Source organism: Streptomyces sp. WM6372, assembly GCF_001279655.1.
Taxonomy (GTDB): domain Bacteria; phylum Actinomycetota; class Actinomycetes; order Streptomycetales; family Streptomycetaceae; genus Streptomyces.
In genome coordinates, this window is sequence record NZ_LGDB01000199.1 from 71,055 (window position 1) to 90,957 (window position 19,903).

The 19,903-nt window shown below is 72.9% G+C and carries 17 protein-coding genes and 1 pseudogene; 9 read left to right on the plus strand and 9 right to left on the minus strand.

Annotated elements, in window-relative coordinates:
• Window positions 1–107: 107 nt before the first annotated feature.
• The 3 genes from ADK52_RS24260 to ADK52_RS24270 all read left to right on the plus strand — a co-directional run bounded on the left by ADK52_RS24260 (window position 108) and on the right by ADK52_RS24270 (window position 3,366).
• On the plus strand, window positions 108–1,493 hold the full coding sequence (locus tag ADK52_RS24260; protein ID WP_078988561.1) for an MFS transporter: 1,386 nt from the start codon (window positions 108–110) through the stop codon (window positions 1,491–1,493).
• A complete protein-coding gene (locus tag ADK52_RS24265; RefSeq protein WP_053691952.1) occupies window positions 1,490–2,503 on the plus strand; it encodes a hypothetical protein in 1,014 nt (337 codons plus the stop codon). Before ADK52_RS24260 ends, ADK52_RS24265 begins: the two co-directional genes overlap by 4 nt.
• Before the next feature lie 74 nt (window positions 2,504–2,577).
• Window positions 2,578–3,366, plus strand: coding sequence for an oxidoreductase (locus tag ADK52_RS24270; RefSeq protein ID WP_053691982.1), 789 nt, complete (start codon window positions 2,578–2,580; stop codon window positions 3,364–3,366).
• 32 nt (window positions 3,367–3,398) lie between these two features.
• Here the strand turns inward: ADK52_RS24270 and ADK52_RS42535 are convergent, their stop codons facing one another.
• Complete coding sequence (locus ADK52_RS42535; RefSeq protein ID WP_159046017.1) at window positions 3,399–3,572, minus strand: hypothetical protein; 174 nt, start codon at window positions 3,570–3,572, stop codon at window positions 3,399–3,401.
• Window positions 3,573–3,714: 142 nt separating this feature from the next.
• Between ADK52_RS42535 and ADK52_RS24275 the strand changes: the two genes are divergently transcribed.
• Window positions 3,715–4,524 carry a hypothetical protein gene (locus tag ADK52_RS24275; protein WP_053691953.1) on the plus strand — a complete coding sequence of 270 codons (810 nt, stop codon included), beginning with the start codon at window positions 3,715–3,717 and terminating at the stop codon, window positions 4,522–4,524.
• A gap of 30 nt (window positions 4,525–4,554) precedes the next feature.
• On the opposite strand, the gene ADK52_RS24280 is transcribed toward ADK52_RS24275, so the two are convergent.
• The 3 genes from ADK52_RS24280 to ADK52_RS24290 all read right to left on the minus strand — a co-directional run bounded on the left by ADK52_RS24280 (window position 4,555) and on the right by ADK52_RS24290 (window position 7,631).
• Window positions 4,555–4,953 carry an SHOCT domain-containing protein gene (locus tag ADK52_RS24280; RefSeq protein ID WP_053691954.1) on the minus strand — a complete coding sequence of 133 codons (399 nt, stop codon included), beginning with the start codon at window positions 4,951–4,953 and terminating at the stop codon, window positions 4,555–4,557.
• A gap of 191 nt (window positions 4,954–5,144) precedes the next feature.
• Window positions 5,145–6,566 carry a DUF2252 domain-containing protein gene (locus ADK52_RS24285; RefSeq protein WP_107090164.1) on the minus strand — a complete coding sequence of 474 codons (1,422 nt, stop codon included), beginning with the start codon at window positions 6,564–6,566 and terminating at the stop codon, window positions 5,145–5,147.
• 150 nt (window positions 6,567–6,716) lie between these two features.
• Window positions 6,717–7,631 carry a YhjD/YihY/BrkB family envelope integrity protein gene (locus ADK52_RS24290; protein WP_078988562.1) on the minus strand — a complete coding sequence of 305 codons (915 nt, stop codon included), beginning with the start codon at window positions 7,629–7,631 and terminating at the stop codon, window positions 6,717–6,719.
• Window positions 7,632–7,884: 253 nt separating this feature from the next.
• On the opposite strand from ADK52_RS24290, the gene ADK52_RS24295 reads away from it, so the two are divergent.
• Window positions 7,885–9,276: a chloride channel protein gene (locus ADK52_RS24295; protein ID WP_053691956.1), complete on the plus strand. Its 1,392-nt coding sequence runs from the start codon at window positions 7,885–7,887 to the stop codon at window positions 9,274–9,276.
• On the opposite strand, the gene ADK52_RS24300 is transcribed toward ADK52_RS24295, so the two are convergent.
• The 4 genes and pseudogenes from ADK52_RS24300 to ADK52_RS24315 all read right to left on the minus strand — a co-directional run bounded on the left by ADK52_RS24300 (window position 9,270) and on the right by ADK52_RS24315 (window position 16,940).
• Window positions 9,270–10,079 (minus strand): GNAT family N-acetyltransferase, encoded by an 810-nt coding sequence (locus tag ADK52_RS24300; RefSeq protein WP_053691957.1) that lies wholly within the window; start codon window positions 10,077–10,079, stop codon window positions 9,270–9,272. The two genes, ADK52_RS24295 and ADK52_RS24300, sit on opposite strands and share 7 nt — an antisense overlap.
• A 213-nt stretch (window positions 10,080–10,292) precedes the next feature.
• Window positions 10,293–12,352 (minus strand): annotated as a pseudogene (gene kdpB, locus ADK52_RS24305) (potassium-transporting ATPase subunit KdpB).
• Window positions 12,353–12,393: 41 nt separating this feature from the next.
• Window positions 12,394–14,340 (minus strand): APC family permease, encoded by a 1,947-nt coding sequence (locus ADK52_RS24310; RefSeq protein WP_078988564.1) that lies wholly within the window; start codon window positions 14,338–14,340, stop codon window positions 12,394–12,396.
• A gap of 107 nt (window positions 14,341–14,447) precedes the next feature.
• Window positions 14,448–16,940, minus strand: coding sequence for a sensor histidine kinase (locus ADK52_RS24315; RefSeq protein ID WP_234344206.1), 2,493 nt, complete (start codon window positions 16,938–16,940; stop codon window positions 14,448–14,450).
• A 157-nt stretch (window positions 16,941–17,097) separates the two neighbouring features.
• Between ADK52_RS24315 and ADK52_RS24320 the strand changes: the two genes are divergently transcribed.
• Window positions 17,098–17,889, plus strand: coding sequence for an aminotransferase class IV (locus ADK52_RS24320; protein ID WP_053691958.1), 792 nt, complete (start codon window positions 17,098–17,100; stop codon window positions 17,887–17,889).
• A 20-nt stretch (window positions 17,890–17,909) separates the two neighbouring features.
• Here ADK52_RS24320 and ADK52_RS24325 read toward each other — a convergent pair whose 3' ends face one another.
• Window positions 17,910–18,425 (minus strand): hypothetical protein, encoded by a 516-nt coding sequence (locus tag ADK52_RS24325; RefSeq protein ID WP_159046018.1) that lies wholly within the window; start codon window positions 18,423–18,425, stop codon window positions 17,910–17,912.
• Between the two features lie 217 nt (window positions 18,426–18,642).
• On the opposite strand from ADK52_RS24325, the gene kdpF (ADK52_RS39330) reads away from it, so the two are divergent.
• The 3 genes from kdpF (ADK52_RS39330) to kdpF (ADK52_RS39335) all read left to right on the plus strand — a co-directional run bounded on the left by kdpF (ADK52_RS39330) (window position 18,643) and on the right by kdpF (ADK52_RS39335) (window position 19,897).
• Window positions 18,643–18,732: a K(+)-transporting ATPase subunit F gene (gene kdpF, locus ADK52_RS39330; RefSeq protein ID WP_063783927.1), complete on the plus strand. Its 90-nt coding sequence runs from the start codon at window positions 18,643–18,645 to the stop codon at window positions 18,730–18,732.
• 69 nt (window positions 18,733–18,801) lie between these two features.
• A complete protein-coding gene (locus ADK52_RS24330) occupies window positions 18,802–19,563 on the plus strand; it encodes a DUF4118 domain-containing protein (RefSeq protein ID WP_053691960.1) in 762 nt (253 codons plus the stop codon).
• Window positions 19,564–19,807: 244 nt separating this feature from the next.
• A complete protein-coding gene (kdpF, locus tag ADK52_RS39335; protein ID WP_037836701.1) occupies window positions 19,808–19,897 on the plus strand; it encodes a K(+)-transporting ATPase subunit F in 90 nt (29 codons plus the stop codon).
• Window positions 19,898–19,903: the final 6 nt, after the last annotated feature.

The following is a 19,903-nucleotide window of genomic DNA, read 5'->3' on the forward strand; positions in this document are numbered from 1 at the left end:
CGGCTCCGCCGAATCAGCCCGTACGCCGTCCAGTTGGCCCGTACAACCACTAGGGTTTCACTCGTACGTACGAGTGACCAGACCGTCGGCACCGGGAGCTCCAGAGCATGTACCTCGCGGACCGCTCCGCGCCCGCCGGCGCGAAGACCGCACCGGGCGGCGGGCCCGTCCGGGCCCCCGCGGTCGCCTCGACCGTCCTCGCGCTGGGCACGGTCAGCCTGATCACGGACGTCTCCTCGGAGATGGTCACCGCGGTGCTGCCGCTGTACCTGGTCGCCGGGCTCGGGCTGAGTCCGCTCGGGTTCGGCGCGCTCGACGGGGTCTACAACGGGGTCAGCGCGCTGGTGCAGCTGACCGGCGGCCACCTCGCCGACCGGGTCCGCAACCACAAGCTGATCGCGGGCATCGGCTACGGGTTGTCCGCCCTGTGCAAGCCGCTGCTGCTGCTCGCGCACAGCCTGGGACCGGTGGGCGTGGTCCTCGCGCTGGAGCGCACCGGCAAGGGCCTGCGCACCGCGCCGCGCGACGCGCTCATCTCTCTTTCCACACCGGCCGGGTTACAGGGCCGCGCGTTCGGCGTGCACCGGGCCATGGACACCACCGGGGCGCTGCTCGGCCCCCTCGCGGCCTTCTTCATCCTGAACATGGCGGTGGGCGGGTACGACGCCGTCTTCGGCGTCAGCGCGTGCATCGCCGTGCTCGGTGTGGTGGTGCTGATGCTGTTCGTCCCGTCGGGGGCCGGCCTGGGCCCGGATCCCCTCGGGGCGGTGGAACCGGACGGCGCGAAGGCCGCCGGCGCGAAGGCCGCCGGGGTGAACCTCCGCGAGGCGGCGGCGCTGCTGCGCCTGCCCCGGCTGCGCGCCCTCGCTCTCTGTGCCGGCCTGCTGGGCCTCACCACCGTCAGCGACGCCTTCCTCTACCTGCTGCTCCAGGACCGCACCGGCATCCGCGAGCAGTGGTTCCCCCTGCTCCCCCTGGGCACCGCCGCCGTGTTCCTGCTGCTGGCCGTGCCGGCCGGCGCCCTGGCCGACCGGATCGGCCGCCGTACCGTCTTCCTCGCCGGGCACGCCCTCCTGCTGGCGGGGTACGGGCTGCTGCTGTGGGCCCCGCACTGGCCCGCGCTGCCGTACCTGGTCCTCGTCCTGCACGGCCTGTTCTACGCCGCGACCGACGGGGTCCTGCCCGCCGCCGTCGGCGCGACCGTCCCGGCGAGGCTGCGGGCCACCGGTCTGGCCGTCGTCGGTACCGGCCAGGCCCTGGCCCGCTTCGCCTGCTCGCTCGCCTTCGGCGCCGCCTGGACGGTGTGGGGGGCGGGTCCGGCGCTCGCCGCCGCGGCGGCCGGTCTGTGCTGCTGCGCCGCCGTCGCCGGCTTCGTACTGCGCCCGTCGGCCCCGGAGTCAGGTCCGGACCTCGCTCCGGATCCCGCTGCGGGTCCCGGTCCCGCTCCGGAGCCCGCTTCCGACCCGGCCCGACTCCCCCGAGGAACCCGATGACCCGTTCACGCCGGCTGCTCGTACTCGCGGTGGCCGTGCTGCTCCTCGGGGGGCTCGGCACGGCGCTGGTACTGCGTTCCGCCGCCCGCGCCGAGCAGACGCACGAGGGGGACCCGACGGTCGCCCAGGGCCGGGTCACCCTCGGGCAGCAGAACCGGCTGGCCTTTCTCAACGGCGCGCAGGGGCCGCAGCGCGGGGCCGTGGTATCGGTCCCGGGGCAGGCACCGCAGACCGAGCGGACCGCCTCGGGCCTCACCTGCCGGCGGTTCCACGCCGCCGCCGGCACCGGTGTGTGCCTGAACTCCTCGCCGGGCGCGCTCGCCCAGGACAACAAGGCCCTGATCGTCGACTCCGATCTGCGCACGCTGCACGCCTTCCCGCTGGCGGGCACCCCGTCGCGGGCCCGGGTCGCGCCGAGCGGCCATTTCGCCGCCTGGACGGTGTTCGTCTCCGGCGAGTCCTACGGCGCCGCGTTCTTCTCCACCCGTACGACGATCGTGGACACCCGTACGTGGGCGGTCGAGCCGGACCTGGAGAAGTTCTCCATCGTGCTGGACGGCCGCCCCTACTCCTCGGGGGACGTGAACTTCTGGGGCGTCACCTTCTCCGAGGACGACGACACCTTCTACGCCACCCTCGGCACCGCCGGCCAGACGTACCTGGTGAAGGGCTCGATCTCGCGGCGCACGGTCACCACCCTGGCCCAGAACGTCGAGTGTCCGTCGCTCTCCCCGGACGAGACCCGGGTCGTGTACAAGAAGCGCGTCATGCGCGGTGCTTCGCTGTGGCGCGAGCACGTACTGGACCTGCGGACGCTGCGGGAGCAGCCGCTCGCGGAGAAGCGCAGCGTGGACGACCAGGCGCTGTGGCTCGACGACCGCACGGTGGCCTACGCCCTGCCCGCCGACGGCGCGCCGGACACCACCGACCTCTGGACGGTCCCGGCCGACGGCTCGGGCACCCCCCGCCTCCTCGCCCCGGCGGCCTCCTCCCCGACCCGCCTCGGCTGATACGGGGCCACCTGCCTGACGTCGCGGCCCTGTCGGGACCGCATCGGGCGCGCATGCGTACAGACTCGTTCCTCGTGGATCTGCATCTCACGGACAAGGTGGCGCTGGTCACCGGAGCGAGCAAGGGCATCGGCCTGGCGATCACGCGGGCGCTGGCCGGCGAGGGCGCGTTGGTGGTCGCCGCCGCCCGTACGGTGGGCGGCCCCCTGGCGGAGCTGGCCGCGGGCGGACGGGTCCGGCCCGTCGCGGTCGACCTGGCCACCGCGGAGGGACCGGAGCACGCGGTACGGGAGGCGGTCGCGGCCTTCGGAGGGCTCGACGTCCTCGTCAACAACGTCGGCGCCGTCCGGCCCCGGCTGGGCGGGTTCCTGTCGCTGACCGACGAGGACTGGAGCTGGGCCCTGAACATCAACTTCCTGACCGCCGTCCGCACCACCCGGGCCTCCCTCCCCCACCTCCTGGAGCGCGGCGCGGCGTCGATCGTCACCGTGAGCTCGGTCAACGCGTACCTGCCCGACCCCGGGGTGATCGACTACTGCGCGGCGAAGGCGGCCCTCGCCAACTTCTGCAAGGCGCTGTCCAAGGAGGTCGGACCGCGCGGCGTACGCGTGAACACGGTCAGCCCCGGCCCGGTCGAGACGGCCCTCTGGCTCGGGGAGCAGGGGGTTGCGGCCACCGTGGCGGGCGGTACGGGGAGCACACCGGACGACATCGTCGCGGGCGCCGCCGCCCAGTCCGTCACCGGACGGTTCACCCGTCCCGAGGAGGTCGCCGACCTCGTCCTGCTGCTCGCTTCCGACCGGGCCGGCAACTCCACGGGCTCCGACCACACCATCGACGGCGGACTCATCACCACGCTCTGATGCCGGCCGCGGTTCGACAGCCGGTGGGGGGGTCAGGTGCGCTTTTCGGCGAGGATGCGGTCCGCCGCGTAGTGGGGGCAGGAGGCCGTGTGCCAGGTGACCGTCAGGGTTCCGGCCTCCGCCGACAGGGTGCGCGCGGTGCCGTCCTCCGGGCCCGCCTGGCAGTACGTGCACAGCAGGGGTCTCGGCTTGGGGAACTCCAGCATGGTCGGCCCTTCCCGCTCAGACGCACCGGATACGCCAACTCCTATCAAACCTGGGCGGAATCCGGCCCGATACCTGCCGGTAGGCCCGGAATTCCTGCAACCCGGGCGGAGATGTGATCCGGGCGTGAAGTAGCGTTCGGGCATGAGCACGCCGCCGCCGTCCCCGTACTCCCCCGGTCCGTACGGACCCCCGCAACAGCCGAGTCCGTACGGCGGCCAGCAGTACCCGTACCCGCCGCAGCCGCAGCCGCCGTACCCCGGCCACGTCGCGTGGGGACAACCGCCGATGGGGCCGCCGCCGGGCGGCCGCCGGACCGGGCGGAACGCCGGCGTCATCGTGGCGACGGTCGTGGGGCTCGTGGTCGCGGGGTTCGTGTTGAACCGGATGAAAGAGGTGAACCAGCACACCAGCGGAGTCGGGTTCCCCGAGGCCAAGTACCGGCTCACGGTGCCGAAGACCCTGCTGGGCGGCTCGTACGCGCTCGCCGAGGACCTGTCGCAGACCCAGGGCAAGGAAGCGATCAAGGGCTACGACCCCGACATCCGCAACCCGGAGCCCGCCACCGGCCGGTACACGTCCGGCTCGCCGACGGAACCGGACGGGGTCCTCGTCCTCTCCGGGATGTACGGCCAGTTCAAGGACCCGGCGGACGCGCGCCGGAAGATGATGGACGGAGCCGCGAAGGCCGACGGCGCGAAGACGGCCGTGCCCCCGCGGGACATCACGCCGACCGGCACCGGCATCACCGTGACGTGCCAGGTACTGACATCGGTGGAGCAGGGCGAGACGACCACCCTGCCGATGTGTTCCTGGGCCGACGAGAACACGAGCGCCGCGGTCGCCGCGGTCACGCCCGAGACCGCCCGGCAGGCCCCGGCCTCCGTCGACCTCGACGGCCTGGCCAGGACGACCCTGAAGGTACGCGCCGAGGCCAGGCAGCCGATCAACTGACCGGGCCGCCGCCGGGAATCCGGGGCGGGGTCAGGTCAGGAGCTTCGTCTTGGCCTGCTGGAACTCGGCCTCGGACAGGGCGCCCTTGTCCTTCAGTTCGACGAGCCTGGCCAGTTCGTCCACGTGCGATCCGCCGGCGGAGGAGGTTCCGGCCGTCTTGCGGATGTAGTCCTGGAAGGCGGCCTCGCTCTCCTTGGCCTGCTTGACGTCCCGCTGGGTCATGCTCTTGCCGCGGACGATGACGTAGATCAGGACACCGAGGAAGGGCAGGATGATCACGAAGATCAGCCAGCCCGCCTTGCCCCAGCCGCTCATCTCGTGATCGCGGAAGATATCCGTGATGATCTTGAACAGCAGGAACAGCCACATGATCCACAGGAAGAACCAGAGCATGGACCAGAACACACTGAGCGCGGGGTAGTCGTCCATGGACGCCTCCTTCGGGCGGGCCCGATGCCCGCGATCAGCAGTATTGGCCCGCGTACCGCCTTCCGCATGTCGAGCCCGCCCCGGCGCCCTCCCCCTCGCCCCGCCGTACGGCGACACCGCCGAGGTCCTCCGGGTGTACCGGAAGATCTGCCGGACTCACCCGCTCGGATGACCGGCGGAGACCGCCGGCCTCACGCCGACTGCGCCACCACCCGGCCGGAGGCCACCGCCTCAGCCAGCGCCCGGTGGTCGCGCTCGTTCCGGTCGGCATAGGCCTCCGCGAACCGCGCCAGCGCCCGGTCGAAGACGTCCGCGCCGCCCAGGTAGGCGGCGATGGCGATCCGGTCCCCGGACCGGGCGTGCGCCCGGGCCAGCGTGGTGCCGCACACCTCGCCCAACGCCCGCATGCCGCGCGGCACCATGAGCGCCGGCTCGATGGCTCCCTTCCAGTCCCGCAACTGCCGTACGTAGAAATCCCGTTCGCGTCCGTCGATCCCGGTCAACCGGTGCCAGCCCAGGAAGATGTCACTGGCCGCCTGCATCAGGCGCTGCCCGGCCACCACCCGCTCGCCCTGCATGGTGTGCTCCGCGGGGCCGACGTACGGGGCGAGGACCGACTCCCCCGCCTCCTTGGCCTGGAGGATCAGCGGGTCGCCGCCGTCCCGCCCCAGGAGCAGGATGATCCAGCACCGGGTGCCCACGCTGCCGACGCCCACCACCTTGCGCGCCATGTCGACGACGGTGAACTGCCGCAGCAGGTGCCTCCGGTCCGACGGCAGGGTCTGCCCGTAGCTCTCGACCAGGTCGCGGATCTGCCCCTCCAGCACGCTGCGCTCCTCTCCCGGCAGCAGCTCCGAAAGGGGTGTGACCAGCGGCGGCAGCGACCTGAACCGGCGCTCCCCGGCAACCACTTCGGTGAGTTTCCCGGCGGCCTGGAGGCTGTCGCGCCCGCGCGCCTTCGCCAGCGCCTCGGCCACCTTCTTGCGGCCGCGTGAGCGCAGTTCGACCGCCGCCAGCGTCTGGAGTTCTTCCGCGTCGACCCGCGTGTACCAGACGTCGAGGTGGTTCATTCCGGCGTAGCGGCGCATCTGCTCGCGGTAGGACCTGACCGTGGAGAGGACGATCTCGGCGCGCTCGCGATCGGTGAAACCGTTCTCCCGCCCGGCGATGGCCAGGCTCACGGCCAATCGCTTGACGTCCCATTCCCACGGTCCGGGCAGCGTCTCGTCGAAGTCGTTGATGTCGAACAGCAGATTACGCTCCGGGGAGCCGAGGAGCCCGTAGTTCAGCATGTGGGCATCGCCGCACAGTTGGACCCGCAGACCCGAGTCCGGCGTGTGGGCCAGGTCTCCCGCCATGACGGCGGCGGCGCCCCGGTAGAAACGGAACGGCGACTCCACCATCCGCCCGTACCGGATCGGCACCAGGTCCGCCACCCGGCCGGCCGACTGCCGTTCGAGTACGTCCACCGGATCCTGGCGGTGTGCGGGCGGCTCGAACTCCCCGTGGCCGGAGCGGGGTGCCTTGCGGCGGGCGGATCGGCCGCGTACGGCCCGCTCCTCGGCGGACAGCCGCCGGTTGCCGTTCTCCGCCCTTTTGGCACTCTTTGCCATCGCCATGCACCTCCAGGCCACGTCTCTCGGGCCCCTGCTGCCCAGCATGGCACTCACGGCAGTGCGCTGCCGTCCGTACGAAGCGGCCCCCTGGAGACGCTCGACCCCGGCCGGCCCTGCCCGGCCCCGCCCGGTGCTGCCCGGCCCCGCTCAGCCCTGCCCGGCTCGCAGCCGGTTCGGGGTCGGACTGCCCAGCCGCCCGGCGAGGAACGGCTCCTGCGCCAGGACGGCCCCCGTGGTGACGCCGATGGCGACGGCCGCGCACACCACGATCAGCCAGGACAGCAGGACGAAGACCGAACCGGAGGAGCCGAATTCGGCCAGTGCCCGGTTGAGGGCGATCGGCATGTAGAAGCTCGCGGTGATCGACAGGACGGTGAGGGCAACGGCGGTGATCACCGCTCCCGGCAGCAGGGCGAGCCAGCCGACCACCCCGCCCAGCAGCAGGTGCTGGCTCCACCACCACACCAGCGTCTGGAAGACGAGCGTGAGCGGAATGCCCAGCCAGAGCCCGACGCCGAACCCGTCGCGTACGGGGCCCTGAACGGCCAGCAGGCAGATCCACACGGCGATCCAGACGAGCCAGCGCCAGACCGCGATCCGCGCCCCCGTACGCGGAATCTCCCACGCCCGCTTGCACAGCCGCTGCATGGCGCGGCTGACGGCGGTCGCGGACACCAGCACCATCAGGGCGCCGACCAGGCCCACCGCGTTCTGGAAGTCCCCGTGGGGGCCGGCGAAGAGGTCACCCAGCTGCTCGCTCGCCGCGCCGTTGAGCCCGAACACCGCGCGCACCGAAGCCACCAGCTGCTCCCGTACCGCCTGCGGGGCGAACGAGGCGAAGACGAAGAGCAGCGGCACTGCGGTCAGGAAGCACTGCGCGGCGAGCCGTGTCGCGGAGTCGAAGATGTCGACCGACAGCATGCGCTCGGCGGCGTGGGTGACCACCGGGAAGCGGGACTCGGCCCGGTGCTTGAGCCGCCGGGCCGCCGCCGTGACCGCGCGCGACCGGGTCCGCCACCACGAGGGGTGCGGGGCACCGCGCGCGTTCTTGCCGGAGCGCATCAGTGCACCGACAGCACCGGCGGGGTGGTCCTCGTCATCGGGGGTCTCCTCGGGGAAGGGGCGGCCTCGCCTTCATTCTGGCCCGGCCGCCCCTGCGCGTCGCGGTGATCGGTCGGAGCGTTGAGCAGGCGCGTTCCGGGACGCACGGAGGTGCGGGCGTACGGGCGCGGTGCTGCAATGGGCTCAGGGGTGCCCCCGGACGCCCCTCCGGGCCGCACGCACGGGTGAGGACGGGGACGGGAGGAACGGCTCCATGACGCAGCCGAGTCAGCCGAGCCCGCAACCGCAGCCGAATCCCCGGTCACAGCCCCCACCTCAACCGCCGTCACAGCCGGCGGAAGCCGCGAAGCTCGGCGAGCTGCTGCGGACACCGGGGTACCTGAAGACGCTGCTGTTCTGCGGGCTCGTCGGCATCCCGGTCTCGCTGGCCGCCTTCTGGTTCCTCGCCGGGCTCCAGGCACTGGAACGCCTGATGTGGGTGTCCCTCCCGCACGCCGCCGGTTTCGACTCACCACCGTGGTGGTGGCCGCTTCCTCTGCTGCTCGTCTCGGGCATCTGCGTCGGGCTGATCGTCACCCATTTCCCCGGGGCCGGCGGGCACGTCCCCGCCTCCGGTCTGCACACCGGCGGTACCGGACCCGCGGCCCTGCCGGGGGTGGTCCTCGCGGCCGTGTTCAGCCTCCCGCTCGGCGCCACGCTCGGCCCCGAGGCCCCGCTCATCGCGCTGGGCGGCGGGCTCGCGGTCACCCTCCGGCACCTCACCGGAGCCCCGGAGACACCGATGAGCGCCGCGCTGCTGGGCGCGGCCGGATCGGCTGCGGCGATCGCCGCCATCTTCGGCAATCCGCTGATCGCGGCCGTGCTGCTGATGGAGATCGCGGGCGTGGGCGGGCCGCAGCTGTTCGCCGTGATGCTGCCGGCACTGCTGTCGAGCGGCATCGGCTCGCTCGTGTTCACCGGGTTCGGCCGCTGGACCGGTCTGTCGACCGGCAACCTGAAGCTGAAGCCGGGCGTGGAGTTCCCCCGGCTGGACGCCGGCGACGTGGTCTGGTCGATCCTCATGGCCGTGGCCATCTCCTGCGCCGTGCACCTGATCCAGCACGGGGGCCGGCTGACCGCCGTCCGCGTCGCCGGGCGGCCGCTGCCCGTCACGATCCTGTGCGCGGTCGGCGCCGGCGTCTGCGCGGCCGCCTACGCGCTGGGCACCGGCCTCAATCCCGCGGACGTGGCCTCCTCGGGCCAGAACACGATGGCCCGGCTGGTCGGCGATCCGCACGCCTGGGGCGCGGGCGCGCTGATCGCCGTCCTGCTCTGCAAGGGCGCCGCGTTCTCCCTGTGCCTGGGCAGCCTGCGCGGCGGCCCCATCTTCCCGTCACTGTTCCTCGGCGCGGCGGCGGGCATCCTCTGCTCGCCCCTGCCCGGCCTGGGCGTCGGCGCGGGGCTGGCGGCCGGTATGGCCGCCGCCACCGTGAGCGCGATGCGGCTTCCGGTCAGCACCGTGGTGCTGGTGGTCCTGGTGCTGGGAAGCACCGCGATGATGCCGGTGGCGATCCTCGCCACGGTCGTGGCCTTCGTCACGGCCGAACTCCTCCCCCCGGCCCCGCCGGTCCCCCCGGTCGGCCGCGCCCTCCGACCCGCTCACTGACCCGCCGGTGCGGCTGCGCGCGGGAGGGGGGCCGGGCGCAGAGGGGAGGGGGTGCGGGGGCCTCCGGTGGCGTAGTGGACGTACTCGTGCTCCAGGCGGAAGCCGGCCCGCCAGGCCAGGAGGCGGCTGGGCCGGTTGTCGCGGGCGCAGGACCAGGTCGGGGTCCGGCCGCGGGCCGCGATGTCCTCGCACAGGGCGCTCACGCAGGCCAGTCCCAGGTGCCTGCGGCGGTGCCCGGGATCGGCGAGCACCGCCACGTCCTCGTACCGGCTGCCCCCGAAGTACGTGCACGCCACGGCCAGCAGTTCGCGCCGGTGGAAGGCGCCCCAGGCGGCGCCCGAGCCGGCCAGGCCGTGCGGGCCGCCCCAGGTCCCGTGGATCCACGAAGCCTGCGGACCGAGGGCTGCCAGCGCCTGCCCGTCGCCCGCGAGGAGGCGCCGTACGGTCACCCCGCGCGGTGGGCGGGCCGGCAGGGCGGTGGCCCGGCGGACGTACATCATCCGCTCCCAGGGGGTGACGCCCTCCAACGCCGCGTACAGCGGGGGCACGAACCCGGCGGATGCGTGTACGTAGTGGGTTGCCAGCGGGCCGAGTTCCCCGGCGGCGAGGCTACGCGGGTCGCCGCGCAGCAGCGCGTGGTCCCCGCAGGAGACCGCCAGGACCCGGGGGTTGAGGGGCCGGTCGCACCACCAGCGGCCGTTGCCCGTTCTCAGCACGTGCTCGGCGAGCGCGCCGATGCCCGGGGACCCGGCAGGGAACCACGGGGCGAGGGACGGGAGACGGGACGGGTGCAGCTCGATCACGGGGCCACCTCTGGGGCGGAAGGGAGGAGGCCGGGGCGGCCCGACGGGGGCCGCCCCGGCAGTGGAGCCGGCGGCGCGCGGAGGCGCGGGCCGAGGTCCGTGGACTCATCCAACCTGGGCCGCGAGCGCTGCCTCAAGGGCTCTTACGGGTCCCTGATCCGGCATTGACGGAACGCGTCCGCGGCACCCATCCAGGGCACTCGTCCACGGAGTTCAGCCGAGGCCGGGGACCGCGGAGACCACGAGGTCGATGAGTTTGATGCCGACGAACGGCAGGACGAGGCCGCCCAGCCCGTAGACGGCGAGGTTGCGCCGCAGCAAGTCGTGTGCGGACGCGGGCCGGTAGCGGACTCCGCGCAGCGCGAGCGGGATCAGCACCACGATGATCAGGGCGTTGAAGATGATCGCCGAGGTGATCGCGGAGGTGGGACTGCGCAGGCCCATGACGTTCAGGGCGCCGAGCCCGGGGTAGGCCGACGCGAACATGGCCGGGATGATCGCGAAGTACTTCGCGACGTCGTTGGTGATCGAGAAGGTGGTCAACGCACCCCGCGTGATGAGGAGTTGCTTGCCCACCTCGACGATCTCGATGAGCTTGGTGGGGTTGGAGTCCAGATCCACCATGTTCCCGGCCTCCTTGGCGGCCGAGGTGCCCGTGTTCATCGCCACGCCGACGTCCGCCTGGGCCAGGGCCGGCGCGTCGTTCGTACCGTCATACCGTCACCGGTCATCGCGACGAGCTTGCCGCCCGCCTGCTCCCGCTTGATGAGGGCCATCTTGTCCTCGGGCGTCGCCTCGGCCAGGTACTCGTCGACTCCCGCCTCAGCGGCGATCGCGGCCGCGGTCAGCGGGTTGTCGCCGGTCACCATGACCGTACGGATGCCCATGCTGCGCAGCTCCGCGAAGCGGTCCCGGATGCCCTCCTTGACCACGTCCTTGAGGTGGATGATCCCGAGCGCCCGCGGCCCCTCCCAGTCGTGGACGGCGACCAGCAGCGGCGTACCGCCCGACCGCGACACCTGCGCGGCCCGGTCGGCGGTCTCGGCCGGTACGCTCCCGCCCCGCATCGTCACCCAGTCGCAGACCTCCTGCACGGCCCCCTTGCGGATCGCGCAGCCGTTGCCGCCCGCCCAGCTCAGGTTGATGCCGCTCATCCGGGTCTTGGCGCTGAAGTGGACGAAGCGCGGGTTGCTCAGTTCTTGCTCCGCGGGGGCCTTCAGGCCGTACCGCTCGGCGAGGGCGACGACGGAGCGGCCCTCCGGGGTGTCGTCGGCCAGCGACGACAGCTGTGCGGCGTCGGCGAGCTTGCCGTGGTCGATGCCGGGCAGCGGAACGAAGCGTTCGGCTTCGCGGTTGCCGGTGGTGATGGTGCCGGTCTTGTCCAGCAGCAGGGTGTTCACATCGCCCGCCGCTTCCACCGCCCGGCCGCTCATGGCCAGGACGTTGCGCTTGACGAGGCGGTCCATGCCGGCGATGCCGATCGCCGACAGCAGCGCCCCGATGGTGGTGGGGATCAGGGTGACCAGCAGGGCCACCAGTACGGCCGTGGTCTGGGCGGCGTGCGCGTACCCGGCCATCGGCTGGAGGGTGATCACCACCAGGATGAAGATCACGGTCAGGGCGGCCAGCAGGATGTTGAGGGCGATCTCGTTCGGGGTCTTCTGCCGGGCCGCGCCCTCGACCAGGGCGATCATGCGGTCCAGGAAGCTGTGCCCCGGGCGCGAGGTGACCCGTACGACGATCGAGTCGGACAGGACGGTCGTACCGCCCGTGACCCCGGAGCGGTCGCCGCCCGACTCGCGCAGTACGGGCGCCGATTCGCCGGTGACGGCCGACTCGTCGATCATGGCGGCGCCGTCCACGACGTCCCCGTCGGCCGGGACCGTCTCGCCCGCCTCGACCAGGACGAAGTCGAAGGGCTGGAGTTCGGCCGGGGTGACGGCCTCGGTCGGCGCGTGGCGCAGGTTCGTCCCGTACGTCCAGTGCTGGAGCCGCAGCGCCACCGTGTCCGTACGGGCCTTGCGCAGCGATTCGGCCTGGGCGCGGCCGCGGCCTTCGGCGACGGCTTCGGCGAGGTTCGCGAAGAGCACGGTCAGCCAGAGCCAGACGCTGATGACCCAGGTGAAGACCGACGGGTGCAGCAGCGCCGACAGCGTGGTCAGCACGGAGCCTACGGCGACGACGAACAGCACGGGCTTGCGGACGAGTTCGCGCGGGTGGAGCTTGCGGACGGCCTCGCGTGCGGAGGCGGCGAGCTGCTCGGGCTCCGGCATGCGGGCGGGGCCGGGGCGCTGGTGCTTGCGGGATGGCTGGGTCACCGGGGCCGACGCCCGTCCTCGGTGGTTCCGGTGACGTGGGCGACGTTGCCAACGTTGCCGGCGTGGCCGGCGTCCGTGATGCGGAACCGCAGTCGGCAGATCACCGCGTCCGTGTCGCGCCGTACCGCGTGGGCCACGACCGAGCCGCGCTGGTTCTGCAGGAGCCGCTGCCACAGGTGCGCCGGCTCGGTCTCCGGGATCAGTACGGTGACCTGCGCGTCCGGGTTGGTCGCGGTGAGTTCGCGTACGTAGCCGGAGACGGGGCGGCCCAGCGCCCGGGTCGGCGAGGTGACCTCGACGAGCTCGACCCCCGGGTTCCACAGCTCCCAGTCGCGGCGCAGCGCCTCGGCCGCCTGCCGGTCCTCGGACGCGGAGTGGGTGACGGTGACGGCGAGGACCTCGTCGCCCATCGAGCGGGCGGCGGTCAGCGCCTGGCGGGTCAGCTTCGACAGTCCGGAGACGGGTACGACGACCAGCGAGCGGGACCGCGTCGGGGACTGCGGGATCCGGCCGAGCTCAAGGCGCTCGCCGATCTGCGCGTACGCCCGCTGGATCTTCTCGAACCCGAGGACGAGCAGCGGCAGGGCGAGGACGATGATCCAGGCGCCCTCGGTGAACTTGGTGGCGGTCACGACGACGGCCGCGACACCGGTGAGGACCGCTCCGAAGCCGTTGAGGGCCGCCTTGTTGCGCCAGCCCGCGGGGCGTTCCCCGTACCAGTGCCGGACCATTCCGACCTGGCAGATCGTGAAGCCGACGAACACGCCGATCGCGAAGAGCGGGACGAGGGTGTTGGTGTCGCCGCCGGAGAAGACCAGCAGCGCGGCGGAGACGGCGGCCAGTGCGAGCACGCCGTGGCGGTGGACCTGGCGGTCGGCCTTGAGCGAGAAGAGGTGCGGCAGGTAGTTGTCGCGGGCGAGCAGGCTCATCAGGACGGGCAGTCCGCCGAAGGAGGTGTTCGCGGCGAGCGCCAGCAGCACCATCGTGGCGAACTGGACCACGTAGAAAGCCGTGTTGTGCCCGAAGGAGGCGTCGGCGAGCTGGGCGAGGACGGTGACGCCCTCGACCGGCTGGAGGTGGAAGCGGCCGATCAGGACGGACAGGCCGATCAGCATCACGCCGAGCAGGGCGCCGAGGGCGACTTCGGTGCGCTGGGCGCGCCGCGCGGCCGGGGCGCGGAAGGAGGGCACGGCGTTGGCGACGGCCTCGACACCGGTCAGGGCCGAACAGCCGGCCGCGAAGGCCTTCAGCAGGAGCAGGGCGCCGACAGCCCCCGAACTGTGGTGCAGTGCGCCCTCGCCGAGGGCGGAGGCGTGCCCCGCGGCGGACGCCGTGCTGACGGGCCCGTCCCGGAACAGACCGACGGTGATCATCGCGAGGATCGACCCGACGAACACCGCGGTCGGTACCAGGAAGGCCTTCGCCGAGTCGACGACCCCGCGCAGGTTCACGGCCGTGACCAGCACCAGGACGGCGAGGCAGATCCAGACCCGCTCGCCGTACAGCTCCGGGAACGCCGAGGTCAGCGCGGCGACTCCGGCCGTGACCGACACGGCGACGTTCAGCACGTAGTCCAGGATGAGCGAGGCCGCGGCCACCAGACTCGTGCGCCGCCCCAGGTGCCGCTTGGCCACGGCGTACGAGCCGCCGCCGTCCGGGAACGCCGCGATCACCTGACGGTACGAGGCCACCAGCACCGCCAGCAGCACGGCGATCGCCACCGTGACCGGGAGCGTGAACCCCATCCCGTACGCGCCGGCCGCCGCGAGCACCAGGACGATCGACTCGGGCCCGTAGGCCACGGACGCCATGGCGTCCAGCGAGAGCGCGGCGAGCCCCTGGAGCGCGGTGAGCCTGTGCCGGTCGCCGGCCCCGGTATCGGGGGGCTCCTCCGCGCCGGGGACCCTGGTCGCCGTGTCCGTCTTGCCTGTGTGCATGGCCATGTTGTTGCCGGTCCCTCCGATTGAGCAAAGACGAGGGACAGCGTCCGGGCGGGAGTGCGCCGTCGCCAGCCGTCTTGGCGACATCCATACGTCCGCCGGCCCACTCTTCACGCGGTCCTGACGACAGCGGGCACGTCGGCGGCGGGGAGGGCGAGGACCATGGTCAGGCCGCCACCGGGGGTGTCTTCCGGTGTGAGCGTTCCGGCCATCGCCTCGGTGAGGCCGCGCGACAGGGCGAGGCCGAGTCCGACGCCGGTGGTGTTGTCGGTGTCCCCGAGCCGCTGGAACGGTACGAAGGCCTTCTCCCGGTCGGCGGCGGGCAGCCCGGGCCCGCGGTCGACGATCCGGAACTCGACGCGGTCGGCGAGGGCGCTGGCCGTCAGCAGCACCGAGGTCCCCTCGGGGGCATGGCGGGCGGCGTTGCCGAGGAGGTTCGCGATCACCCGTTCCAGCAGCGGCGGGTCGGCGAGCACGGCGGGCACCGTCTCCAGCCCCCGGGTCTCGACGGCGGGCGCACCGGGCGGCAGGGATTCCAGGGCGGCCGGCAGCACCTCCTCCAGTACGGTGGGGCGCAGGCTCAGGGTCAGGGCCCCGGCCTGGAGGCGGCTCATGTCGAGCAGGTTCTCGATCAGCCGGTTGAGGCGGGCCATCGACTCGTCGGCGGTGGCCAGGAGTTCGGCCCGGTCCTCCTCGCTGAACTCCACGTCGCCGCTGCGCAGGGAGCTGATGGCGGCCCAGCCCCCGGCGAGCGGTGTGCGCAGGTCGTGGCTGACCGCGGCGAGCAGCGCCGTACGCATCCGGTCCGCGGCCTTGACGGGTTCCACCTCGGCGGCGGCCTCGGCGAGCCGGGCCCGCTCCACCGCAGCGGTCACGTGAGCGGCGAAGGCGGTGAGGACGCGGCGCTCGGAGGACGGCAGGGCGCGGCCGCGCAGGACCAGCCTGGCGTCCCCTCCGATCGGCACCGCCGTCACGGGAACGCCCGTGTGGGGCGGGAGCGTTGACGCCCCGGCCGCCGGTGCGTCCAGCAGTTCGACGGAGTCCATGCCGAAGGTCTCCCGCGCCCGTTCCAGGAGCGCGGGAACCGTCTGGTCCCCGCGGACGATCGACCCGGCGAGCGAGGAGAGCGTCTCCGCTTCGGCCGTCGCCCGCGCCGAGCGGCGCGAAAGCCGCAGGGAGCGGTCCACCACGGCCGCGACCGTCCCGGCCACCACCGCGAACACCACGGTGGCCAGCACGCTGTCGAGGGTCGAGGTGAACGCGCCGACGGGCGGTATGAACCAGTAGTTCAGCAGCAGCGAGGCGGTGACGGACGCGACGACGGCGGAGACCACCCCGCCCACGCAGGCCACGCCGACGACGGTGAGCAGGAAGAGCAGGGCCTCGCTGGTGAGGTTGAGGCTGCCGCGCGCGTGGTCGAGGAGGAAGGTGAGCGCGATCGGCAGGACGAGGCCCAGCACCGGCCCCGCGATGAGGCGCGAGGTCGGCAGCGTGCGCCGGCGGGACGGCAGCAGGCGCCCGCTGCCCGCCCGTTCGTGGGTGACCATGTGGACGTCGATGTCGTCGGAGTGCCCGACGACCGTCTCCCCGATGCCGCGCCCGGTGAGGAAGCGTTCGAGGCGGCTGCGGCTGCTGGTGCCGAGGACCAGCTGGGTGGCGTTCTCGGCGCGGGCGAACTCCAGCAGGGCGGTCGGGACGTCGTCGCCGACGACGCAGTGGTAGCTGCCGCCGAGGCTCTCGACGAGGGCCCGCTGCCCGGCCAGGGCGGCGGACGAGGCGCCCGCGGCAAGCCCGTCGCTGCGGGCGATGTGCACGGCGAGCAGGTCGCCGCCGGCCGACCGGGCGGCGATCCGGGCGGCCCGGCGGATGAGCGTCGCACCCTCCGGGCCGCCGGTGAGCGCGACCACGACCCGCTCCCGGGTCTCCCACACCCCGCCTATGCCGTGCTCCGAGCGGTACTTCTGGAGGGCCTCGTCGACCCGGCCCGCCACCCACAGCAGCGCGAGCTCCCGCAGGGCGGTCAGGTTCCCCACCCGGAAGTAGTGGGCGAGCGCCGCGTCGACCCGTTCCGGCGGGTACAGATCACCGTGGGCCATCCGGCGCCGCAGCGCCTCGGCGGGCAGGTCGACGAGTTCGAGCTCGTCGGCGCGGCGCACCACGTCGTCGGGCACGGTCTCGTCCTGCGGCACCCCGGTGATCTTCTCGACCACGTCGCCGAGTGACTCAAGGTGCGCGATGTTCACGGTGGTGATCACGTCGATCCCGGCGGCGAGCAGCTCCTCGATGTCCTGTCGGCGTGCGGAGTTGCGGCCGCCGGGGGCGTTGGCGTGCGGCAGCTCGTCGACCAGCGCCACCTCGGGCCGCCGGGCGAGGACCGCGTCCAGGTCCAGCTCCTCCCCCGGGGCGCGCGGCAGGAGTTCGAGACCGGCGAGCTTCTCCTCCGTACGCCGGCGCCCGCGGCAGTCGACGTACGCGACCACCACGTCGGTGCCGCGCTCGGCCCGGCGCCGCCCCTCGTCGAGCATCCGGCAGGTCTTGCCCACTCCCGGTGCCGCGCCGAGGAGGACCTTCAACCGCCCGCGCCGGACATCCGCCGCCACCACCGAAACCGCCTCCCCGTTCCCGACGCGCGCGCAGGACACGCCACCGCCAGGTCATCATCGGGCGCGTGCGGCGTCCGACGGGGTCCGGCCCGGGGACCTTGACGCGGTTCTGTCGCGGCCGCCCGGCGCGCGGGCCCGCGCCGTGCAGACTGCGGGTATGGCATCCCTGAACGGCTCCCCCGCCTCCCCCGCGGCCCTCCAGGCCCTCGCGCTGACCAATTACGGGCATTTCACCACCATGAAGGTCGAGGACGGCGGGGTGCGGGGGCTGGCCCTGCACCTCGCCCGGCTGGTCGCGGACTGCCGTGCGGTGTTCGGCGCGGAGCTGGATCCCGAGTGGGTGCGGGAGTGCGTACGCGGTGAGGCCGGCGGTCGGGCCGGGGCGTTCATGGTGCGGGTCACGGTCTTCGACCCCGAGCTGGACCTGACGGCCCCCGACCGCGCGGGGCGGCCGGGCGTGCTGGTGACGACCCGGCCCGCCGCGGGCACCGCCGACCGCCCGCTGCCGGCGCTGCGCGTGCAGCGGCTCCCCTTCCACCGCGACACGCCGTCAGTGAAGCACGTGGCGCTGTTCGGGCAGTTGCGGCTGCGGCGGGCGGCACGGCTCGCCGGGTTCGACGACGTGCTGTTCGCCGGTGCGGACGGGCGGGTGTCCGAGGGCTGCACGTGGAACGTCGGCTTCGTCGACGAGGCCGGGGCCGTGGTCTGGCCCGAGGCCGAGGTCCTCGCGGGAACGACGATGCGGCTGCTCCGGGCCGCCGGGGCCGGGCACGTCACGGCTCCGGTGACCGATGCCCGGCTGCGTGCGATGCGGGCGGCGTTCGCCACCAGCACCGGCCTCGGCGTACGGGCGCTGGCGGCGGTCGACGACGTCGCCTTCCGCGCCGACGACCCGGTGATCGGCGCACTGCGGGAGTCCTACGCGGCCGTACCGCTGGACCGCCTGTAGGCGATCGGCGGTGCGGCCGGTCAGCAGTGGTCCATCTCGGAGATCTTGAAGACCGTACGCACGGTCTGGCGGTCGATGAGGCGCGCGAGCCGCCGGAGCGGGTCCGAACCATCCCTCATGGTGCCGAGGGACAGGCTCACCTTGACGCTCTGGTCGAACAGGTGCCACAGGGCCGGGTTCGCCGCGAAGACCCGCGGATCGACCTCCAGCCGGTTGCCGTCGAGGTCCCTCAGGACCAGTCGCTGCGCGACACCGTCGTGCCAGGCGACCGAGAGGAGCCGGTCGGTGCGGACCCGGCGGTGGTGGAGCAGTCCCCGGGTCGTGAGCACGCCCGGGGTAGCGCGGACCCGGGTGGGCCACAGGACGGCGAGCAGGGCGAGGCCGAGGGCCGTCCAGAGCAGGACGCGCTGCCAGTGGGTGTGGCCGGCCGCGGCGTCGACGGCGAGGAGCAGTCCCGGGAGCAGCACGGCGATGCCGGCTGCGGCCCGGGCGTCTGACGGCCAATTGCGGTCCTCCGCGAGTTCCGGTCCAGGCATGCGGTCCATGGAACGGCCCCGGGCGGGCCCCGGCGCGCTCTGCTGACGCTCTTCTGACACCGGAACCGGAAACCCTGACGTCCTTCTGATGCGCAGGGGTGGAACTCCATATGAAACGCATCAAAAGGCCGTTCCCGCCCGATACACCGGCGGGCCGCGCGGGCACGGTGGAGGTGGCGGGACACCGCCCCCACCAGGAGAATCGGAGACATGGTTCATGGACGCTGAGAACGTCGTCGGGCTGATCATCGCCCTCGCTCTGCTCGGCTACCTCATTGCGGCCCTGATCAAGCCCGAGAAGTTCTGACAGGGGTTCCGACCGACCCGACCCGACCCACCCGAATCGAGACCAGCGCGTCCGGACGGGAGGCAGCACATGTCCGGGTACCGACTCCACGACCGCCTCGCCCTGATCGCGGCCCTCGTGGTCCCCTTCCTCGTGGCGCTCGCGCTCGTGCCCTTCCGTACGGATCTCTCGGCGACGAACGCCGCCCTGGTCCTGGTCGTCGCCGTCGTCGCGGTCGCCGCGCTCGGCACCCGGGTGGCCGGGGCCCTCGCCGCGCTGTCGGCCGCGGCCTGGTTCGACTTCTTCCTGACCCAGCCGTACGGTCGCTTCACGATCACCGACGGTGACGACGTCCAGACGGCGGTCCTCCTCCTGGTCGTCGGCCTGATCGTCTCCCAGCTGGCCGTCCGCGCACGCCGCCTCCAGAGCGCCGTGACCACCGATGCCTCGCACCTGTCCCAGCTGGAGGGCACGGCCCGGCTCGCCGAGGGCGGGAGCTCCCCCGAGGCCGTCGTCGAGCACGTGCGCCATGAGCTCATCGGCCTGCTGGACCTGCGCGGCTGCCGCTTCGAGTACGGGTCGCTCATCGGGCACCTGCCCCGGCTGGAGCACGACGGGACCTTGTGGCTCGGCCTCGACACCGGGGAGAGCGAGGCCACGTACTGGCCCGACCGGTGGCCGGAGGGCGAGACCGAGCTGCGCGCCCTCGGCGGCGGGCACTACTACGGCCGCTTCCTCCTCGACCCGGTCCCGGGCCCGCTGCCTTCGGAGCAGGCCCGGCTCGTCGCCGTCGCCCTCGCCGCGCAGGCCGGCGCCGCCCTGGCCTCGGCCGGGCTGGCCCACGGCGGCTGAGCCTCACCCTTGCCGAAGCGGTTCTGCGTCAGGGTGGCATCAAGAGATCCGGCCTGCCCGTATGGAGCCCGTCAAGAGGTCTTAACGCGCACCTGAGCTCGCGGTTTGCTCTACATCGGCCGTCTGGCCGAAATCCATTTCATCACTTCATCCAGGAGCTCACGATGGCCGATCTGGCCTTCGTCGTCACCACGGTCGCGGTTTTCGCACTGGTGGCTCTCATCGCCCGAGGGGTGGCCAAGCTGTGACCGCCGAGAACATCGTCGGCCTGCTCGTGGCCGTCTCCCTGCTGGGATACCTCGTCCTCGCCCTCGTGTACCCGGAGAGGTTCTGAGCCCCG